Origin of the sequence: Naumannella halotolerans (assembly GCF_004364645.1) — a bacterium.
Classification (GTDB): Bacteria; Actinomycetota; Actinomycetes; order Propionibacteriales; family Propionibacteriaceae; genus Naumannella; species Naumannella halotolerans.
In genome coordinates this window covers 391,323-406,549 of the sequence record NZ_SOAW01000002.1, presented here as the reverse complement: position 1 = coordinate 406,549, position 15,227 = coordinate 391,323, and the positions used below count along the sequence as shown (strand labels likewise).

Below are 15,227 nucleotides of genomic sequence, written 5' to 3'. Positions count from 1 at the left end.
GAGAGCCGACGACCCCCGATCAGCCACCCACGCCCGATCAGCCACCCACGCCCGATCAGAGCTACCGATGCGGGCGGTGCCCGCTCGGACCGCCGCCCGCGGGCAGGTCAGCGCGAGCTGACCGTACCCAGCAACCGGGCCACCGGGGCCAGCAGCATCGGTCGGGCGAGCAACCAGGCGGCGACGATCACCACCAGGGAGGCGAAGAAGAACCAGAAACCGGTCCAGTTCTGCGCATAGGCATTGGGATCGGTGGAGCCCTGGGCGGCGTACATGTGGTTCAGGTTCCGCAGTGCCCCGGTCGCGAACACCAAGAAGACGTGGATGATGATGAACACGACGAAGTAGAGCATCACCGGGAAGTGCACCTTCCGCGCCCATTCCACCTTGTAGAGCGCGTTCAGCCGGGCATTCTGCTTCGGCCAGAACCCGCTCATCCGTACCCCGGTGATCACCGCCAGCGGTGCGGCGACGAAGACGGTGGTGAAGTAGGCCAACTGCTGCAACGAGTTGTAGTTGACCCAGCCGTTCTCCGTCGGCCAGTCCAACGAGACGTACTGCAACAGTGCGCTCAAAGCGTTCGGGAAGACCTCCCAGCTGGTCGGTACGATCCGCATCCACTGACCGGTGACGAACAGCAGCACGACGAAGATCGCACCGTTCAGCACCCACAACACGTCGAGCGTCTGGTGGAACCAGAGGTTGATGCTGATCTTGTCGCCGCCCCAGCGGGACTTCCAGTACGCCGGTGGTTTGCGCTGGTAGCGCACCTGCAGTCCGGACCGGATGATCAGCACGATCAGGAAGACGTTGAAGGCATGCTGCCAGCCGAGCCAGGCCGGCAGGCCGACCGGTGCGGACTCGGGCAGGTGGTACTCACCGGGGTATAGCTGGACGAAGGCGGCCACCGACTCGCTGCTCAGCAGGGCGCGTACCCCGAGCACGGCGAGTGCGGCGATCACCAGCAGCGCGAGCAGCCCGACGGGGCCCACGACCAGCCACTGCTTCGGTGTGAACGGGCCGATCTTCTCGATCTTCTTCTTTTTCTTCTTCTTCTTTTTCTTCTTGCGCGGATCGGCCTTGGTCGTCTTGGCCGAGCCGGAACGGGTCGAGGAGGTACGGGTCGTCGAGGTACGGGTCGACCTCACCCCCTTGCCGGCGGTCGTCTTCGACGCGGCGGCTTTCTCGGCCGTGGGCTGTTCGGTCTTCGGTTCCGGCTGGTCACCGGTGGGATTGTCGTTGGACACGTTCACTTCTCATGTTCGGCAGACAGGACATTCATCACAGCGGCACAGTAACCCAGCAGCTCACCGACGCATGAACCCGAACAGCGGACTGTCGGGATCCACCTTCTCCACCCGCAGGTGGGAGTCGCGCATCCGCTGCTGCAGGGACGACAGATCCGCCGCCCGTCCCAGTTCGATCCCGACCAGCGCCGGACCGGTCTCCCGGTTGTTGCTCTTGGTGTACTCGAAGTGGGTGATGTCGTCATCGGGACCGAGCACCTCGTCGAGGAAACCGCGCAGGGCGCCCGGCTTCTGCGGGAACTCGACCAGGAAGTAGTGCTTCAATCCCTCGAACACCAGCGCCCGCTCGACGATGTCGGCATAGCGGGAGACATCGTTGTTGCCCCCGGAGACGACGCAGACGACGCTGGAGCCCGGCGCCGCGTCCAGCGACGCGGTCCACCGCAGACCGGCCGCGGCGAGCGCCCCGGCGGGTTCGGCGATGATGCCCTCCGCCTGGTACAGATCCAGCATCTCCACACAGATCAGACCCTCGGGGACCGCCACGGTACGCAGGGTGAGCGTCTGTGCCGCGGCCTCGACCGCTGCGTGGGTCCAGCGACCGATCGTGCGTACCGCGGCGCCGTCGACGAACGGATCGACCTCGGCCAGCGGCTGCGGTTCACCGGCGCGCAGCGCCAGCGCCAGCGACGCCGCCCCTTCGGGCTCGGCTGCCAGCACCTCGGTCTGCGGCGCCTTCGCAGCCAGGACGGTGCTCATACCGGCCAGCAGACCACCACCGCCGACCGGTACGACCACGGCGGCGGGCTCGATCCCCTGGGCCGCTGCCTGCTGCAGCAGCTCGGTCGCCACGGTGCCCTGGCCGGTGATGATCGAGGGATGGTCGAAGGCGGGCACGATGGTCGCCCCGGAGCTCTCGGCGAACCCGGCCGCGGCGGCCGCGGCCTCGTCGTAGGTCTGGCCGGCGATCACCACCGTGACCGCGTCGCCACCCAGCGACGCCACCCGGTCGCGCTTCTGTCGCGGGGTGGTCCGAGGCAGGAAGATGGTCGCCCGTACCCCGGCCTGGGCGCAGGCGAAGGCCACCCCCTGGGCGTGGTTGCCCGCGCTGGCGGTGGTCACCCCGCGGCTGCGCTCGGTCGCGGACAGCCCGGCGATCATCGTGTAGGCGCCGCGGACCTTGTAGGACCGGACGGTGGTCAGATCCTCCCGCTTCAACCAGACGTCGTAGCCGGTGAGTTCACTCAGCCGGCGGCTGTGCTGCAGCGGTGTCGGACCGATCACCGGCGCGATCAGCTCGGCTGCCGCCTCGGTCGCGGCAGCCGTCGGGAGTGCGGAACCCAGCCTCTGGTCGGTCGTCGTCACAGCCCCAGATTAGGCGTTCGGGGCCGTTCGGGCCGAGAGGACCAGGTACGGCACTGCGACGCCCGAGTCGGGCCATCCCGAACCGCACTCCCGGCTCGAGCCGCCCGAGGTTGAACCACCCAGGGTCGAACTCCCAGACCCAGCCACCCAGGGTCGAACTCCCAGACCCAGCCACCCAGGGTCGAACTCCCAGACCGAGCCACCCCGAGGCGAACCAAACAAACGTCACACTCGATCGACACGCACCACGGAGATGACCTGCGATTCACCAGCGCAAACACCGAGCGCGGGTGACCGAGGGCCGATCGAGTGTGACGTTTGTTCGGTTCGAACGGCGCCAGTGTCGTGCGTGCAGCCCTCGCCGGGGCCGGCGGTCCTCGACGGGATGGTGCCGTGCAACCTCGACGGGCCGGGCTCGTGCAACCCTCGACGGCACGGCAGCCTCGACGGGACGATGTCGTGCAACCTCGACGGGCCGGCATCGTGCAACCCTCGACGGCACGGCCTTGTACGGCGCGCGGCTGCGCCGGTGACCGCAACGCGATCCTGACCCCAACACGATGCCGACTGCCCGAAGGGGCGCTCTGCGGGATCGGCAACTAGGTTGGGCCCATGAGCAGTATGGGAGCCCACGTCGACCAGACCGATCCGGTGGCCGAGGCCCAGGCACGCGATGCCCAGTTGTCGCAGTTCTTCCTCGGGGATCCGCAGTCCTACAAGAAGCCCGAGGTGCGCTATGCCGGTGGCGCCGAGGCGCTGAAGACCGCAGCCGAGGCTGCGGGGGTCGCACTGTACGTCCATGCGCCGTACCGGATCAACGTCGCCTCGACCAACAACCGGATCCGGATCCCGAGCCGCAAACTGCTGGAGCAGACGATGCAGGCAGCAGCCGGGATCGGTGCCGCCGGGGTGATCGTGCACGGCGGCCATGTCACCGAGGCCGACGACCCGCAGGTCGGTTTCGACAACTGGCGCAAGGCGGTCGAACGGATCGAAATGCCGGTGCCGATGCTGATCGAGAACACCGCCGGTGGTGAGAACGCGATGGCCAGGCGTCTGGATCGGATCGCCATGCTCTGGGAACACGTCGGCGGGATCAACGACAACCTCGGTTTCTGCCTGGACACCTGCCACGCCCATGCCGGTGGTCTGGAGCTGACCGGTCTGGTGGACAAGATCCTCGGCATCACCGGTCGGATCGACCTGATCCACGCCAACGACTCCCGCGACGCCTTCGACTCCGGAGCCGACCGGCACACCAACCTGGGCAAGGGGCACTGCGATCCCGTAGGGCTGGCCGAGGCAGCGCTCAGCTCCGGTGCGCCGATCGTGGTCGAGACCCCGGGTGGCCTGGAGGGTCAGGTCGCCGATCTGGAATGGCTGCGTAGCCGCGAGTGAGTGTGGAGCCCAATACCGCCGCGATCCTGCGTCTGGCCTGGGCACGCACCCTGGGGTTGACCGATGAGGCCTTCGACCCGGCCGTCCCCGGTGCCGCTCAACACCTGCAGAAGGTGGTGCCCGACCGGATCACCGTGGTCGAACTGTTCGGTCAACAGGCCGTCCTCGCACCGACCTGGTTCCACGCCGCGATCGCTGACCCGCAGGTCCGCGACGAGATCGGTCCGCTGACCGAACCGGCCAACCTGCTGGCGCTGTCGGGTCGGCGGATGATGCGGGTCGTGTTCGATCAGGTGATCACCGCGACCGACCGCTATGTCGAGGACCCCTCGGTGCCGATCAGCCTCGATCCGGCCGCGGTGAACGATGTCGAGCATGTCTGTCCGCCCGATGACATCAGCCAGGCGGATCTGGCGGCCAGCAGCAGCACCTTCGTCGCCCTCGACGATGCCGATCTGCCCGCCGCCGCAGCCGGCTACCGCGAGCAGGCCGGTTTCCTGGCCGAGTTGAGTGTGCTCACCGCCCCTACCCACCGACTTCGCGGATGGGGTACGAAGGCCGCGTCCGTGGCGCTCAACGACGCCCTCGACGGCGGGCTGATCCCCCAGCTCCGGCGGACGACCGGCAGTCTCGCGGCGGCAGCCCTGGGCAGCCGGCTGGGTCTGCAACCGATCGGCCGCTTCACCGAGCTGCAGGCCATCGAGCGGATTCCCCCGCACTGATCAACCCGCACTGACCAACCCGCACTGATCAACCCGCGTTCATCTCCCCGGGCCGATCGCCCCGCGCTGATCTTCCGCGCTGCTCCCTCACGCCGATCTCCCCGGCTGAGATGCGCCGAGGTCTGCTGAGCCGTGCGCACTGATCATGCCGGGAAGATGATTCCCCCTTGGCCGGTCAACCAGTAGTTTTCGGCCATGGCGAATCGCAGCTACCTCTATGCCGTCAGCGCCGTACCCTCGACCCCCGGTGCGCCCGGCCGGGCGCGCAGTGTCTCGGAGTGGAACTGGGAGATCCCGGCATTCCATCTGGTGCTGATGACCGGATCGCCGCGGTTGTGTCCTTCCCGGGTCTTCGACGTCGAAGGTGAGCCGGCGGCGGCGCTGGTCGCCGATTTCGCCACCGGGGTGGCGAACTTCCGCCGCTACCTGGCGGCCCTGCCGCAGACCGAGGAGGTACGTCGAGACGCCGCTGACGCCCTCGCGGCACTGGAGCAGATCGCCGCCGATCAACCCTCCCACCTGCTGCTGGAGACCGCCGAGATCGCCGCCCTGGTCCTGGACGACCTCGAGGGTGAGGAGCTCGCAGCAGCACTCCAGCTCGAGGCCGAGGTGGTACGCCGGGAGATCGGCGAGATCGATCGGTGGCTCCGCTCCGCCCCGACCGTCGAGGTCAGCGAGGAGGAACGGCCGGCGCACACCGGCGGCGGTCACTGGCCCTCGGTGCTGTACTACCAACTACCTTCCGAACCACCGGGCGGAACCAGCACCCCAGCCACCGACCCGACGGGTCCCAGCCCGACCGGGACCGATCCGACCGGAACCTACGCACCCGACACGACCCCCACCACCAACCCGACAGGAACCAGCACCCCCGCCGGCCCCACCGTGCCCAGCCCGACCGGTACTCCCCGACCCGGGCCGGATTACCGACCGGGTGCGGGCAGCGCGCCGGGCGCACCGGTCGGTGTCGGACATCCGGGCCCCCCGACCCAGCCCGGGCCCGCTGCGGCCCACCCACCGGGTGCACCGGCAGCGACCCAACTCACGCCGATCAACACCCCGACCGGGGAGCTGAGCTGGGCGCTCGGGCTGGTGACCCTGATTTTCATCCCGTTCCTGTCCTCGATCCTGGCCGGGCTGGGGATGGTCCTGGCCGGACGAGGCCAGCGCAGGTACGGCGGTACGGCTGCGGCGAACGGTCGCAATGCCGCCAACTGGGGCCTGACCTACCTGTTGTTGACCGTGCTGTTGATCGGCGGCCACTTCGTCCTGCTGGCCGTGCTCAGCCGGGACGCGCCGATCCAGGACTTCTACCCGATGGGGATCCCGATCACCGTCTGGCTGGTGGTCACCCTTGCCCACCTGGTGATCTCCATCCTCGGCTGGGTACGCGCCCACCAGCACCGGGTGCTGTGGGTGCCGGCGATCCCCTTCCTGCGCTGAGACCGCCGCCACACCACGTACCGCGGATGATCACCCCTGCGGGGCGACCTCCCGCCGGACGAAGCTCAGCAGATCGTCGAGCACCTCGTTCTTGTTGGTCTCGTTGAAGATCTCGTGCCGGGCACCCGGGTAGAGCTTCTCCTCCGAGCGGCGCCCGCCCAGGCGCGCCCAGGCCTCCACCGACGGGCCGGCGGGTACGAGTTGATCATCCTCGCCGTGCAGGTGCAGGGCGGGGACGCTGATCGGCTGGGAGCGGTTGATCGTTTCCAAGCAGGTCGCCAGCGCCCGTACCGTCGGCCGCTTGAACGGTCCGTGCCAGACCAGTTCGTCGTTCACATAGGCCTCGCCGACCGCCGGATCCCTGGACAGGGTCTGCGGGTCGATCGGATCGTCGGGGATCTCCGCCACCCCCAGCAGGGCGTCCACTGCCGCCCAGCTTCCGAGGACCGGCCCGCTGAGCACCACCGCAGCCAGTTCGTCGGGATGCCGCTGGGCGTACCGGGCGGCGATCATGCCGCCCATCGAATGCCCGATCAGCACCACCGGCAGCCCGGGATGCTCCGCGCGGGCGGTCCATTCCAGTCGCGCGAAATCGTCGACGACATCCTCGAAATCGGTGATCAGGACGCGTTCGCCGTCGCTGCGGCCGTGTCCGGCATGGTCCAGGGCATAGACCGCCGCACCGTCGGCGGCCAACCTCTCGGCGACCGCGTCGTAGCGTCCGGAGTGCTCGCCGTAGCCGTGGCAGAGCAAGGCGATCCAGGTCGGGTTCACACTCGGCCAGCGACGTCCTGCGAGCTTGCCCGCATGGCCGGTGAACTCGAGTGCGGAGGGCTGGGACTGAACATCATTGGTCATTGCCGAAGTGTATGCCCGGCAGCCGCCGAGATCGACGATGCAGGCGAGCCAATCTTGACTGAGTACAGAAAACTGGCAGGCTGGTGCCGATGATCGATCACGAGCACCGATTGCGAGCGGCGGGCCTGCGGGTCACCCGCCCTCGTACCGCCGTGCTCGAGGCGGTGTCCACCCGTCCCCACGCCGACAGCGCGACGATCGTCGCGCTGGTGGGTGAGCTGGCGCCGACGGTGTCCCGGCAGGCGGTCTTCGACTGCTTGAACGCCTGCACCGCCGCCGGGTTGCTGCGGCGGATCGAACCGGCGGGAATGACCGCCCGGTACGAGTTGCGGGTCGGGGACAACCACCACCATCTGGTCTGCCGCAGCTGCGGCACCGTGGTCGACATCGAATGCGCCCTCGGCGCGGCTCCCTGTCTCGCCCCGGCCGACGACCACGGCTTCGTCATCGACGAGGCCGAGGTCACCCACTGGGGCATGTGTCCGGCTTGTTCAGCCCGTACCGAGGCGATGCCCGGTACGGAACCAGCGAAAGGAATGCGATGAGCTCCCACGAGGGCGAGACGACAACGATCGAGGAGATCAACTCCGACAACGAGGGCACCTGTCCGGTCGCACACGGCCGGATCCAGCCGACCCAGGGCGATGCCAACCAGCAGTGGTGGCCGCAGCGGCTGAACTTGAAGATCCTGGCCAAGAACCCGGTGGAGGCGAACCCGCTGGGCGGGGACTTCGACTACGCCGAGGCGTTCTCCACCCTCGACCTGGATGCGGTGAAGGCCGACATCGAGAAGGTGCTCACCACCTCCCAGGACTGGTGGCCGGCCGACTTCGGGCACTACGGCCCGCTGATGATCCGGATGGCCTGGCACAGCGCCGGCACCTACCGGGTGCAGGACGGACGCGGCGGCGCCGGCACCGGGCAGCAGCGCTTCGCCCCCCTGAACAGCTGGCCGGACAATGCCAGCCTGGACAAGGCCCGCCGGCTGCTCTGGCCGGTGAAGGCCAAGTACGGCAATGCGCTGTCCTGGGCCGACCTGATGATCCTGACCGGCAACGTCGCCTTGGAGTCGATGGGCTTCAAGACCTTCGGTTTCGCCGGTGGCCGGGTGGATGCCTGGGAGCCCGATGACGACGTCTACTGGGGCCCGGAGACCAAGTGGCTCGGTGGCGACCACGGAGGCCAGGAGCGCTACTCCGGTGATCGCAAGCTCGAGAACCCGCTGGCCGCGGTGCAGATGGGCCTGATCTATGTGAACCCGGAGGGCCCGGAGGGCAACCCCGATCCGCTGGCCTCGGCCCGCGACATCCGCGACACCTTCGGCCGGATGGCGATGAACGACGAGGAGACCGTCGCCCTGATCGCCGGTGGCCACACCTTCGGCAAGACCCACGGCGCCGGCCCGGCCGACACCGTCGGTCCCGAGCCGGAGGCCGCACCGATCGAGCAGGCAGGGCTCGGCTGGAAGGGCAACTACAAGTCAGGCAAGGGCATCGACGCCATCACCTCCGGCCTGGAGGTCACCTGGACCTACCACCCGACCCGGTGGGACAACGAGTTCTTCCACATCCTGTTCGCCTACGACTGGGAGCTGTTCTCCTCCCCCGCCGGAGCACATCAGTGGCGGCCGAAGCACGGTGCCGGTGCCGACCTGGTCCCGGAGTCCTTCGGTGACGGCAAGCGCGAGCCGCGGATGCTCACCTCCGACCTCGCCCTGCGGTTCGACCCGGAGTACGCGAAGATCTCCCGGCGTTTCGCCGAGAACCCCGAGGAGTTCGCCGATGCCTTCGCCCGCGCCTGGTTCAAGCTGACCCACCGCGACATGGGCCCGATCAGCCGCTACCTCGGTCCGGAGGTCCCCCAGGAGGTGCTGATCTGGCAGGATCCCGTACCGGCAGTTGATCATGAACTGATCGACGAGGCGCAGATCGCCGAGCTGAAGACCAAGATCGCCGAATCCGGCCTCGGGGTCTCCCAGCTGGTGAAGGCGGCCTGGGCCTCGGCATCGACCTTCCGCGGCAACGACAAGCGCGGCGGCGCGAACGGTGCCCGGGTACGGCTGGCCCCGCAGAACGGCTGGGAGGTCAACGACCCGGCCGAACTGGCCACCACCTTGTCCACGCTGCAAAGCATCGCCGACGAGTTCAACGCCGGTTCCGGCACCGTCTCCCTGGCCGATCTGATCGTGCTGGCCGGTGGTGTCGGTGTGGAGCAGGCGGCGAAGGCCGCCGGCTTCGAGGTGACGGTGCCGTTCCACCCCGGACGTACCGATGCCAGCCAGGAGCTGACCGATGTCGAGTCGTTCTCCTACCTCGAGCCGAAGGTCGACGGTTTCCGCAACTACGAACAAGCCGGTGCCAGCAAGCTGCCGGCGGAGTACTCGCTGCTGGACCGGGCGAACCAGCTCACGCTGACCGCACCGCAGCTGACCGTGCTGATCGGTGGCCTGCGGGTCCTCGGTGCCAACGCGCAGGGCTCGACCGCGGGTGTCTTCACCGACAACGTCGGTGTGCTCAGCAACGACTTCTTCACCGCGCTGCTGGACATCAACACCTTGTGGAGCCCCGACGGTTCCGGTGGTTACACCGCGACCACGCCGGCGGGCCGGGAGCTGACCGCCACCCGGGCCGACCTGGTGTTCAGCGCCAACGCCGAACTGCGGGCAGTTGCCGAGATCTATGCCCAGAACGGTTCGGAGGCCAAGTTCGTCGACGACTTCGTCGCCGCCTGGGTGAAGGTGATGGAACTGGATCGGTTCGATCTGCACCGTTGATCAACTGCGGCCTCGGCCGCATCGATGAGTCCACCGAGGGCCCCGCGTTCACGTGGGGCCCTCGGTGCTTCCGCGACACCTGTGACCCCGGCCGACACCCCGTCCGACCACGGCCGACCGGCACCTGCCGCGGCCCGGTGTCCATCTCCTGCCGGTGAGCCCACCGGGTCGGCGCCGAGTCCTACAGTGGACCCCGGTGGCCACCCGGTCACCCCGATGTCGAGCAGGAGAACCATGGCGAACCCAGCCGCAGAACCGACCACATCCCCGGCCGATCAGGACCGGGTGGACCTGGTGATCATCGGCGGTGGCGTGATGGGTCTGTTCACCGCCTGGAACGCTGCCCGGGAGGGACGCTCGGTCGTGGTGCTGGAGGCCGGTACGGTCGGCGACCCGGCAACCGCGTCCTTCGGCCGTACCCGTTCCTACCGCCGCGACTACCTCGACCCCCTCTACGTCGGACTGGCCGAGCGGGCGATCGACCTGTGGGCCGACTTCGAGGCCGCCACCGGCACCCGCGCCCTGGTCCGCTGCGGCTGCATGAACATCGCCTCCGCACAGGTGACACCGGACCTGCCGGCCACCTACGGCCACCGGACCCAGCAGGTGATGACCGAGCTGGGCATCGCCGCCGAGGAACTGGACACCGCGCAGCTGAGCGAGCGGTTCCCCTACCTGCGCGCCGACGAGGGTTTCCTCGATCCCGCCGGCGGACTGGCCGATCTGGCCTCGGTCACCACCGCGCTGCTGAGCGACCTGCGAGCCGCCGGTGTGCCGGTGCTCGAGCACACCGTACCGACCAAGATCATTCCCGGACCGGACGGTGTGCAGGTGGTCGGCACCGACACCTCGGCTGCGGCAGAACAGGTCTGGCACACCGGCTCGGTGGTGATCACCGCCGGCCACGGCAGCAATGACGTACTCGACCTGCTGCCGGACAATCGGCTGCGGGTACCGATCACCAAGGACCGTCCCAGCGAAGCCTTCTACTACACCCCGGCGCCGGCCGAACGCGCGCAGTACACCGCCGAACGGATGCCGGTGATCGCCTACCTGGACACCGGTATCTACCTGCACCCGATCGTCGACGGGGTGATCGACGCGGTGAAGATCGGCTACTACAACCCGCCGGATCTGGACACCGCCGAAACCTCGATCAACAGCGTCGGAGATTTCGTCGAGCAGGTGATGCCCGGACTGGCCGGTGCCGAACGCACCCCGGTGACGGTGGTCGACCAGTGCGACTACGACCTGGTCGCCGACGACGACTTCGTGCTCGGACCGGTACCCGGTCAACCCGGGGTCTGGATCGGCGTCGGCTGGCGCGGCACCGGCTACAAGTTCTCCCCGTGGGTCGGACGTACCCTGGCCCGGCTGGCCGCCGGGGACCGGGCCGAGGACGACCTCACCCGCTTCGACCCGGCACGATTCCGCTAACGGTCGCCGTACCTGCGAAAGGCACCACCATGAACCGCCCGTCCCCGACCAGCTTCCTCGACCGGCTCGAGGCCGGCATCGTGCTCGGCGCCGAAGGCTACGTCTTCGAACTCGAACGCCGGGGTTACATCAAGGCCGGCCCCTACGTACCCGAGGTCGTCCTGGACGCCCCGGAGGCGGTGCGGCAGTTGCACCGCGAGTTCCTCCGGGCCGGTTCGGAGGTAATGGTCGCGCTGACCTACTACGCCCACCGGGAGAAGTTGAAGGATGTCGGCCGCGACGGCCAGCTGGAGGAGATGAACCGGCAAGCGGTCCGGCTGGCCAATGAGGTCGCCGCCGAAGGCGGCGCGCTGGTCGCCGGCAACATCTGCAACACCTGGTCCTACGACCCGGCCGATCCGGTCCGTACCGGTGAGCTGGTCCGTGCCCAGTACCGCGAGCAGCTCTCCTGGGCCGTCGAGGAGGGAATCGACCTGGTGATCGCCGAGACCAACGACTTCGTCGGCGAGGCCGAGATCGCCCTGCAGGTCTGCCAAGAGTTCTCCCTGCCGGCGGTGGTGAACTTCGCCAGCGTGCGGCCCGAGGAGACCTATGACGGGTACGGCTATGTCGAGGCCGTGCAACGGCTGGCCGATGCCGGTGCTGCCGTGGTCGGGCTGAACTGCAGCCGAGGACCGGTGACGATGCTGCCGCTGCTGGAACGGATCCGGGCGGCCACCGACACCCCGATCGCGGCGCTGCCGGTGCCGTACCGGACGACCGAGGCGGTGCCGGCCTTCGAATCGCTGACCCTGCCCAATGGTGATCGCGCCTTCCCGATCCAACTCGAGTCGGTCTCGCTGAGCCGGTTCGAGCTGGCCGATTTCGCCCGCCGGGCCGCCGAGATCGGCGTCAACTACCTCGGCGTCTGCTGCGGCGGCGGACCGCACCACGTGCGGGCGATGGCCGAGGCCCTGGGCCGACAGACCCCGGCCAGCCGGTACAGCCCGGCCATGGAGTTGCACCCGGTCCTCGGCAGCGAGGAGCAGCGGATGGACAACTGGCAGAACTGACCCCGCCGATCGCCCGGACGGACCCGACCGGGCCGGTCAGGCCTCGGGGAAGGTGAAGGACTCCAAGGTGACCTCGACCGCGGGAGTGCCGTCACCGCTGCCGTCGGTGGTGCCCTGCTCGGCGAAGCCCTGCAACTCCTCCAGGCCCTCGGTGATCTGTCCGAAGACGGTGTACTGCGGCGGCAGCTGGGAGTCCTCACCGGCGTAGACGATGAAGAACTGGGAGCCGCCGGAATCGGCATGACCGGTGTTGGCCATGGCCAGGGTGCCCGGGCCGTAGGTCATGTCGTCGCGGAACTCGTCGGGGATGGTGTACCCCGGCCCGCCGGTGCCGGTGCCGGTGGGGTCGCCGCACTGCAGGACGAAGATCCCCTGGGTGGTGAGCCGGTGACAGCTCGTACCGTCGTAGTAGCCCTGTTCGGCCAGGGAGACGAAGGAGTTGACCGTGCAGGGGGCCGCGGCGGCATCCAGCTCCAGGCCGAGCTCGTGATCGGAGCCGTCAGCACCGATGGTCAGCGTCGCCGGCACCTCGCCGGAGACGGTCGGATCGGCCGGGGGCAGTTCGACCGTGCTCGGCTGCCCGCTCGGTGTGTACGCGCAGGCGCCGGCCGCCGCGGAGGTGGACCCGTCGGCCGTGGCCGGGCCGCCGGCCGTCGTCTCCGTACCTCCACCGCCGCAGGCGGTCAGGGCGAAAAGGGGTACGGCAACGAGCGGGAGCAACTTCTTCATGGGGTGCATCGTATTCGGCTGCCGCGGGTGCGGCGATTCCGCCGCTCAGCGCACGGTGACGCGGTCGCCGAGCGCGATCCGGCCGGCCGCGGCCGGTACCAGGTTGATCGCGAAGAGGGTCCCGCCGAGTCCGCGTCGATGCCGGGCGAGGGTACGGATCGGCTCCGGTCCGCGTTCCAGGCTGAGCGGGTCGACGGTGGTCATCACACATCGCTTGCAGGGGCTGTTGCTGCGCAGGACCAGCGCGTCCGGCCCCTCGCCGATGATCACCTGCGACCAGTCGTCCTCGGCGAAGGGCACCTCCCCGTCGATCACGATGTTCGGCCGGAAGCGCGCCATCGGTACCTCGGTCGGCTGCTGCCCACGTTCGCGGGCGGTCTCGGCCACCCAGGCGTTCAGTTGCCGCAAGGACGCCTCGGTCGCCAGCAGTACCGGGAACCCGTCGGCGTAGGCGGTCGCATCACCGGGCTCACTGTGTTCGGGATCCAGGGTCCGAACGGTCGGGTCGGGGCACCAGACGAGCGAGACGTCCTCGCGCCCCAGGACGGCACCGATCCAAGCATCGGCCCGGGCACCGGCATGGATCGCCGGTGCCGGAGAACCGTGGATGGTGACCTCGACGACCGGGCCCTGCGGGGTGTCCAGCAGCAGGTCGGGGTGTCCGTCGGCGCTCAGTCGAAGGGCGTCGTCGAGGTCGTCGAACTCCGAGGTCTCGGCATCGATCAGGAACAGTCGAGGATCGGTCCGGGCGGAGACCTTCTCCCCGTCGGCATCGATCACCGTCCACCGGCGATCACCCCGCAGGCCCCAGGGCTCGACCTGCGCCGCCGGCAACGGGCGCGCACGTCCCGATTTCAGGGGATAGGCGTGGATCCCGGTCACCTGCATGGTTCGAGCCTAGCCCTCCCGCCCGGCATTGATCTCCCGCTGCCGGCCGGTGCCTCCGGGATCACAGCTCGGGTTCCTCGATCCTCTTTGCAATCCCCGCAACGGGTCCTATCGTGGAAGTAGAGGGCAACACCTCGAACCCCATGGCGCAGACCACACCATGGATCGTCCTACGGAGGGTTCGACATGGCCACCATCATCGATCCGAACGATGCGCAGCAGGTTCCGGCATCCACCGATTCAGGAACCGAACGGCAGGAGAAGAAGCCCCATCCGCTGGCGCTGTGGCTCGTCGGTATCGGCGCGCTGGCGCCGATCGCCTTCGTCATCTCGATCATCGGACTGGCGATGACCAGCACCGGCAGCATCGACCCCGGCCCGGTACCGGTGGCATTCATGGTCGTCGGGATGATGTCGGGGCTCGGCAGCCTGGCCTGGATCTTCGCCGTCAGCGCCCTGCGTACCTGAGGCCTTGTGTACATGAGGTCCCTGCGTACCTGAGCTTGCCCGCGTACCCCTCGAATCCGTTCCGCAGCAAACGCAGCCAAACCGGACTCTTGGGTACGGATCCTGCGGAACGGACTGGTAGAGCGGCCTCCCCTCACGACCTCCCGAGCGCTCCGGCTATCGTCGTGTGGTGCCATTGCCGACCGCCGAGACCGCCCTGTCCGAGGTTCGTGCCGGAAGGCCGGTGATTCGCACCGTCGGGCGCGCTCGCCCGCTCCTGTTCCTGGTCGTCGGACTGTTCCTGCTCGTCTGCGTGCTCGCCATGGGTTCGGCGATGGCCGAGGGCCGCGCCACCGGCGCGATGACCCTCGGCGAAGTGGTCGCCACCGGCGCCATGGCCCTGCTGATCCTCACCGCCTCGCTGTTCTGTCTGGCCGGCGCCGCGCGCCTCCTGCACAGACCGATCCGACTCCGGCTGGACCGCAGCGGGATCTCCGAACAGGTACGTCGGCGCGGTGAATGGCAGACCACGACGAGTCTCGGCTGGCCGGATTACGAGGAGTTCACCGAGGTCACCTACCAACCCCGCTGGCCGGGCCCGCGTTACCGCCGGGTGCTCTTCCGGCTCACCCCGCAGGCGTGGCAAGCCGTCCAGCAGGCGGGGCCGGACAACCGGTTCTCCCGGTGGCTCCGCGACACCGATCGGACGCTGTTGGGTGAGCGGACGCTGATGCTGAATCCGCTCTACGGTCCGGCACCACGCCTGCTGCCGGTGTTGCAGGCGCTGCACCGGGAGTACGCCGGCCCGAACCGATCCCGGTGACGGGTCGGCCGGGTTCGGGTCACACCGACGCGGTTCCGGCCCCGG

The 15,227-nt window shown here is 68.7% G+C and carries 14 protein-coding genes; 9 read left to right on the top strand and 5 right to left on the bottom strand.

The window, feature by feature from the left end; translation table 11 throughout:
- Positions 1–107 precede the first annotated feature (107 nt).
- Both CLV29_RS13035 and ilvA read right to left on the bottom strand, forming a co-directional pair.
- On the bottom strand, positions 108–1,247 hold the full coding sequence (locus tag CLV29_RS13035; RefSeq protein WP_208292949.1) for a cytochrome b/b6 domain-containing protein: 1,140 nt from the start codon (positions 1,245–1,247) through the stop codon (positions 108–110).
- A gap of 60 nt (positions 1,248–1,307) precedes the next feature.
- Entirely contained in the window at positions 1,308–2,612 is a 1,305-nt protein-coding gene (gene ilvA / locus CLV29_RS13030) for a threonine ammonia-lyase IlvA (RefSeq protein WP_243831925.1), read from the bottom strand.
- A 612-nt stretch (positions 2,613–3,224) separates the two neighbouring features.
- On the opposite strand from ilvA, the gene CLV29_RS13025 reads away from it, so the two are divergent.
- The 3 genes from CLV29_RS13025 to CLV29_RS13015 all read left to right on the top strand — a co-directional run bounded on the left by CLV29_RS13025 (position 3,225) and on the right by CLV29_RS13015 (position 6,175).
- A complete protein-coding gene (locus tag CLV29_RS13025; RefSeq protein ID WP_133755509.1) occupies positions 3,225–4,010 on the top strand; it encodes a deoxyribonuclease IV in 786 nt (261 codons plus the stop codon).
- Positions 4,007–4,732: a hypothetical protein gene (locus CLV29_RS13020; protein WP_133755508.1), complete on the top strand. Its 726-nt coding sequence runs from the start codon at positions 4,007–4,009 to the stop codon at positions 4,730–4,732. The genes CLV29_RS13025 and CLV29_RS13020 overlap by 4 nt, the downstream gene beginning before the upstream one ends.
- 195 nt (positions 4,733–4,927) lie before the next feature.
- A complete protein-coding gene (locus CLV29_RS13015; RefSeq protein WP_133755507.1) occupies positions 4,928–6,175 on the top strand; it encodes a DUF7822 domain-containing protein in 1,248 nt (415 codons plus the stop codon).
- A 30-nt stretch (positions 6,176–6,205) separates the two neighbouring features.
- Here the strand turns inward: CLV29_RS13015 and CLV29_RS13010 are convergent, their stop codons facing one another.
- Positions 6,206–7,033 (bottom strand): alpha/beta hydrolase, encoded by an 828-nt coding sequence (locus tag CLV29_RS13010; RefSeq protein WP_133755506.1) that lies wholly within the window; start codon positions 7,031–7,033, stop codon positions 6,206–6,208.
- A gap of 89 nt (positions 7,034–7,122) precedes the next feature.
- On the opposite strand from CLV29_RS13010, the gene CLV29_RS13005 reads away from it, so the two are divergent.
- From CLV29_RS13005 to CLV29_RS12990, 4 genes are all read left to right on the top strand, one after another.
- Positions 7,123–7,578: a Fur family transcriptional regulator gene (locus CLV29_RS13005; RefSeq protein ID WP_133755505.1), complete on the top strand. Its 456-nt coding sequence runs from the start codon at positions 7,123–7,125 to the stop codon at positions 7,576–7,578.
- Complete coding sequence (gene katG / locus CLV29_RS13000; RefSeq protein WP_133755504.1) at positions 7,575–9,806, top strand: catalase/peroxidase HPI; 2,232 nt, start codon at positions 7,575–7,577, stop codon at positions 9,804–9,806. The genes CLV29_RS13005 and katG overlap by 4 nt, the downstream gene beginning before the upstream one ends.
- Positions 9,807–10,040: 234 nt before the next feature.
- Positions 10,041–11,243, top strand: coding sequence for an NAD(P)/FAD-dependent oxidoreductase (locus tag CLV29_RS12995; RefSeq protein ID WP_166649271.1), 1,203 nt, complete (start codon positions 10,041–10,043; stop codon positions 11,241–11,243).
- Between the two features lie 29 nt (positions 11,244–11,272).
- Positions 11,273–12,295 (top strand): homocysteine S-methyltransferase family protein, encoded by a 1,023-nt coding sequence (locus CLV29_RS12990; RefSeq protein WP_133755502.1) that lies wholly within the window; start codon positions 11,273–11,275, stop codon positions 12,293–12,295.
- A gap of 36 nt (positions 12,296–12,331) precedes the next feature.
- Here CLV29_RS12990 and CLV29_RS17080 read toward each other — a convergent pair whose 3' ends face one another.
- Positions 12,332–13,024: a peptidylprolyl isomerase gene (locus CLV29_RS17080; protein ID WP_279586489.1), complete on the bottom strand. Its 693-nt coding sequence runs from the start codon at positions 13,022–13,024 to the stop codon at positions 12,332–12,334.
- Positions 13,025–13,069: 45 nt separating this feature from the next.
- The gene (locus CLV29_RS12980) at positions 13,070–13,912 is read right to left on the bottom strand and encodes an MOSC domain-containing protein (protein ID WP_133755500.1); all 843 of its coding nucleotides are present in this window, start codon (positions 13,910–13,912) and stop codon (positions 13,070–13,072) included.
- A gap of 186 nt (positions 13,913–14,098) precedes the next feature.
- Between CLV29_RS12980 and CLV29_RS12975 the strand changes: the two genes are divergently transcribed.
- Positions 14,099–14,380, top strand: a complete 282-nt coding sequence (locus CLV29_RS12975; RefSeq protein ID WP_133755499.1) for a hypothetical protein — start codon at positions 14,099–14,101, stop codon at positions 14,378–14,380.
- A gap of 169 nt (positions 14,381–14,549) precedes the next feature.
- The gene (locus CLV29_RS12970) at positions 14,550–15,182 is read left to right on the top strand and encodes a hypothetical protein (protein ID WP_133755498.1); all 633 of its coding nucleotides are present in this window, start codon (positions 14,550–14,552) and stop codon (positions 15,180–15,182) included.
- Positions 15,183–15,227 lie beyond the last annotated feature (45 nt).

What these genes read in the sequence shown, in the direction of transcription:
- katG (WP_133755504.1), top strand. Translation starts at nt 7,575, where the DNA reads ATGAGCTCCCACGAGGGCGAGACGACAACGATCGAGGAGATCAACTCC.
- CLV29_RS12980 (WP_133755500.1), bottom strand. Translation starts at nt 13,912, where the DNA reads ATGCAGGTGACCGGGATCCACGCCTATCCCCTGAAATCGGGACGTGCG.
- CLV29_RS12995 (WP_166649271.1), top strand. Translation starts at nt 10,041, where the DNA reads ATGGCGAACCCAGCCGCAGAACCGACCACATCCCCGGCCGATCAGGAC.
- CLV29_RS13015 (WP_133755507.1), top strand. Translation starts at nt 4,928, where the DNA reads ATGGCGAATCGCAGCTACCTCTATGCCGTCAGCGCCGTACCCTCGACC.
- CLV29_RS13025 (WP_133755509.1), top strand. Translation starts at nt 3,225, where the DNA reads ATGAGCAGTATGGGAGCCCACGTCGACCAGACCGATCCGGTGGCCGAG.
- CLV29_RS13010 (WP_133755506.1), bottom strand. Translation starts at nt 7,033, where the DNA reads ATGACCAATGATGTTCAGTCCCAGCCCTCCGCACTCGAGTTCACCGGC.
- CLV29_RS12990 (WP_133755502.1), top strand. Translation starts at nt 11,273, where the DNA reads ATGAACCGCCCGTCCCCGACCAGCTTCCTCGACCGGCTCGAGGCCGGC.
- CLV29_RS13005 (WP_133755505.1), top strand. Translation starts at nt 7,123, where the DNA reads ATGATCGATCACGAGCACCGATTGCGAGCGGCGGGCCTGCGGGTCACC.
- CLV29_RS12975 (WP_133755499.1), top strand. Translation starts at nt 14,099, where the DNA reads ATGGCCACCATCATCGATCCGAACGATGCGCAGCAGGTTCCGGCATCC.
- CLV29_RS17080 (WP_279586489.1), bottom strand. Translation starts at nt 13,024, where the DNA reads ATGAAGAAGTTGCTCCCGCTCGTTGCCGTACCCCTTTTCGCCCTGACC.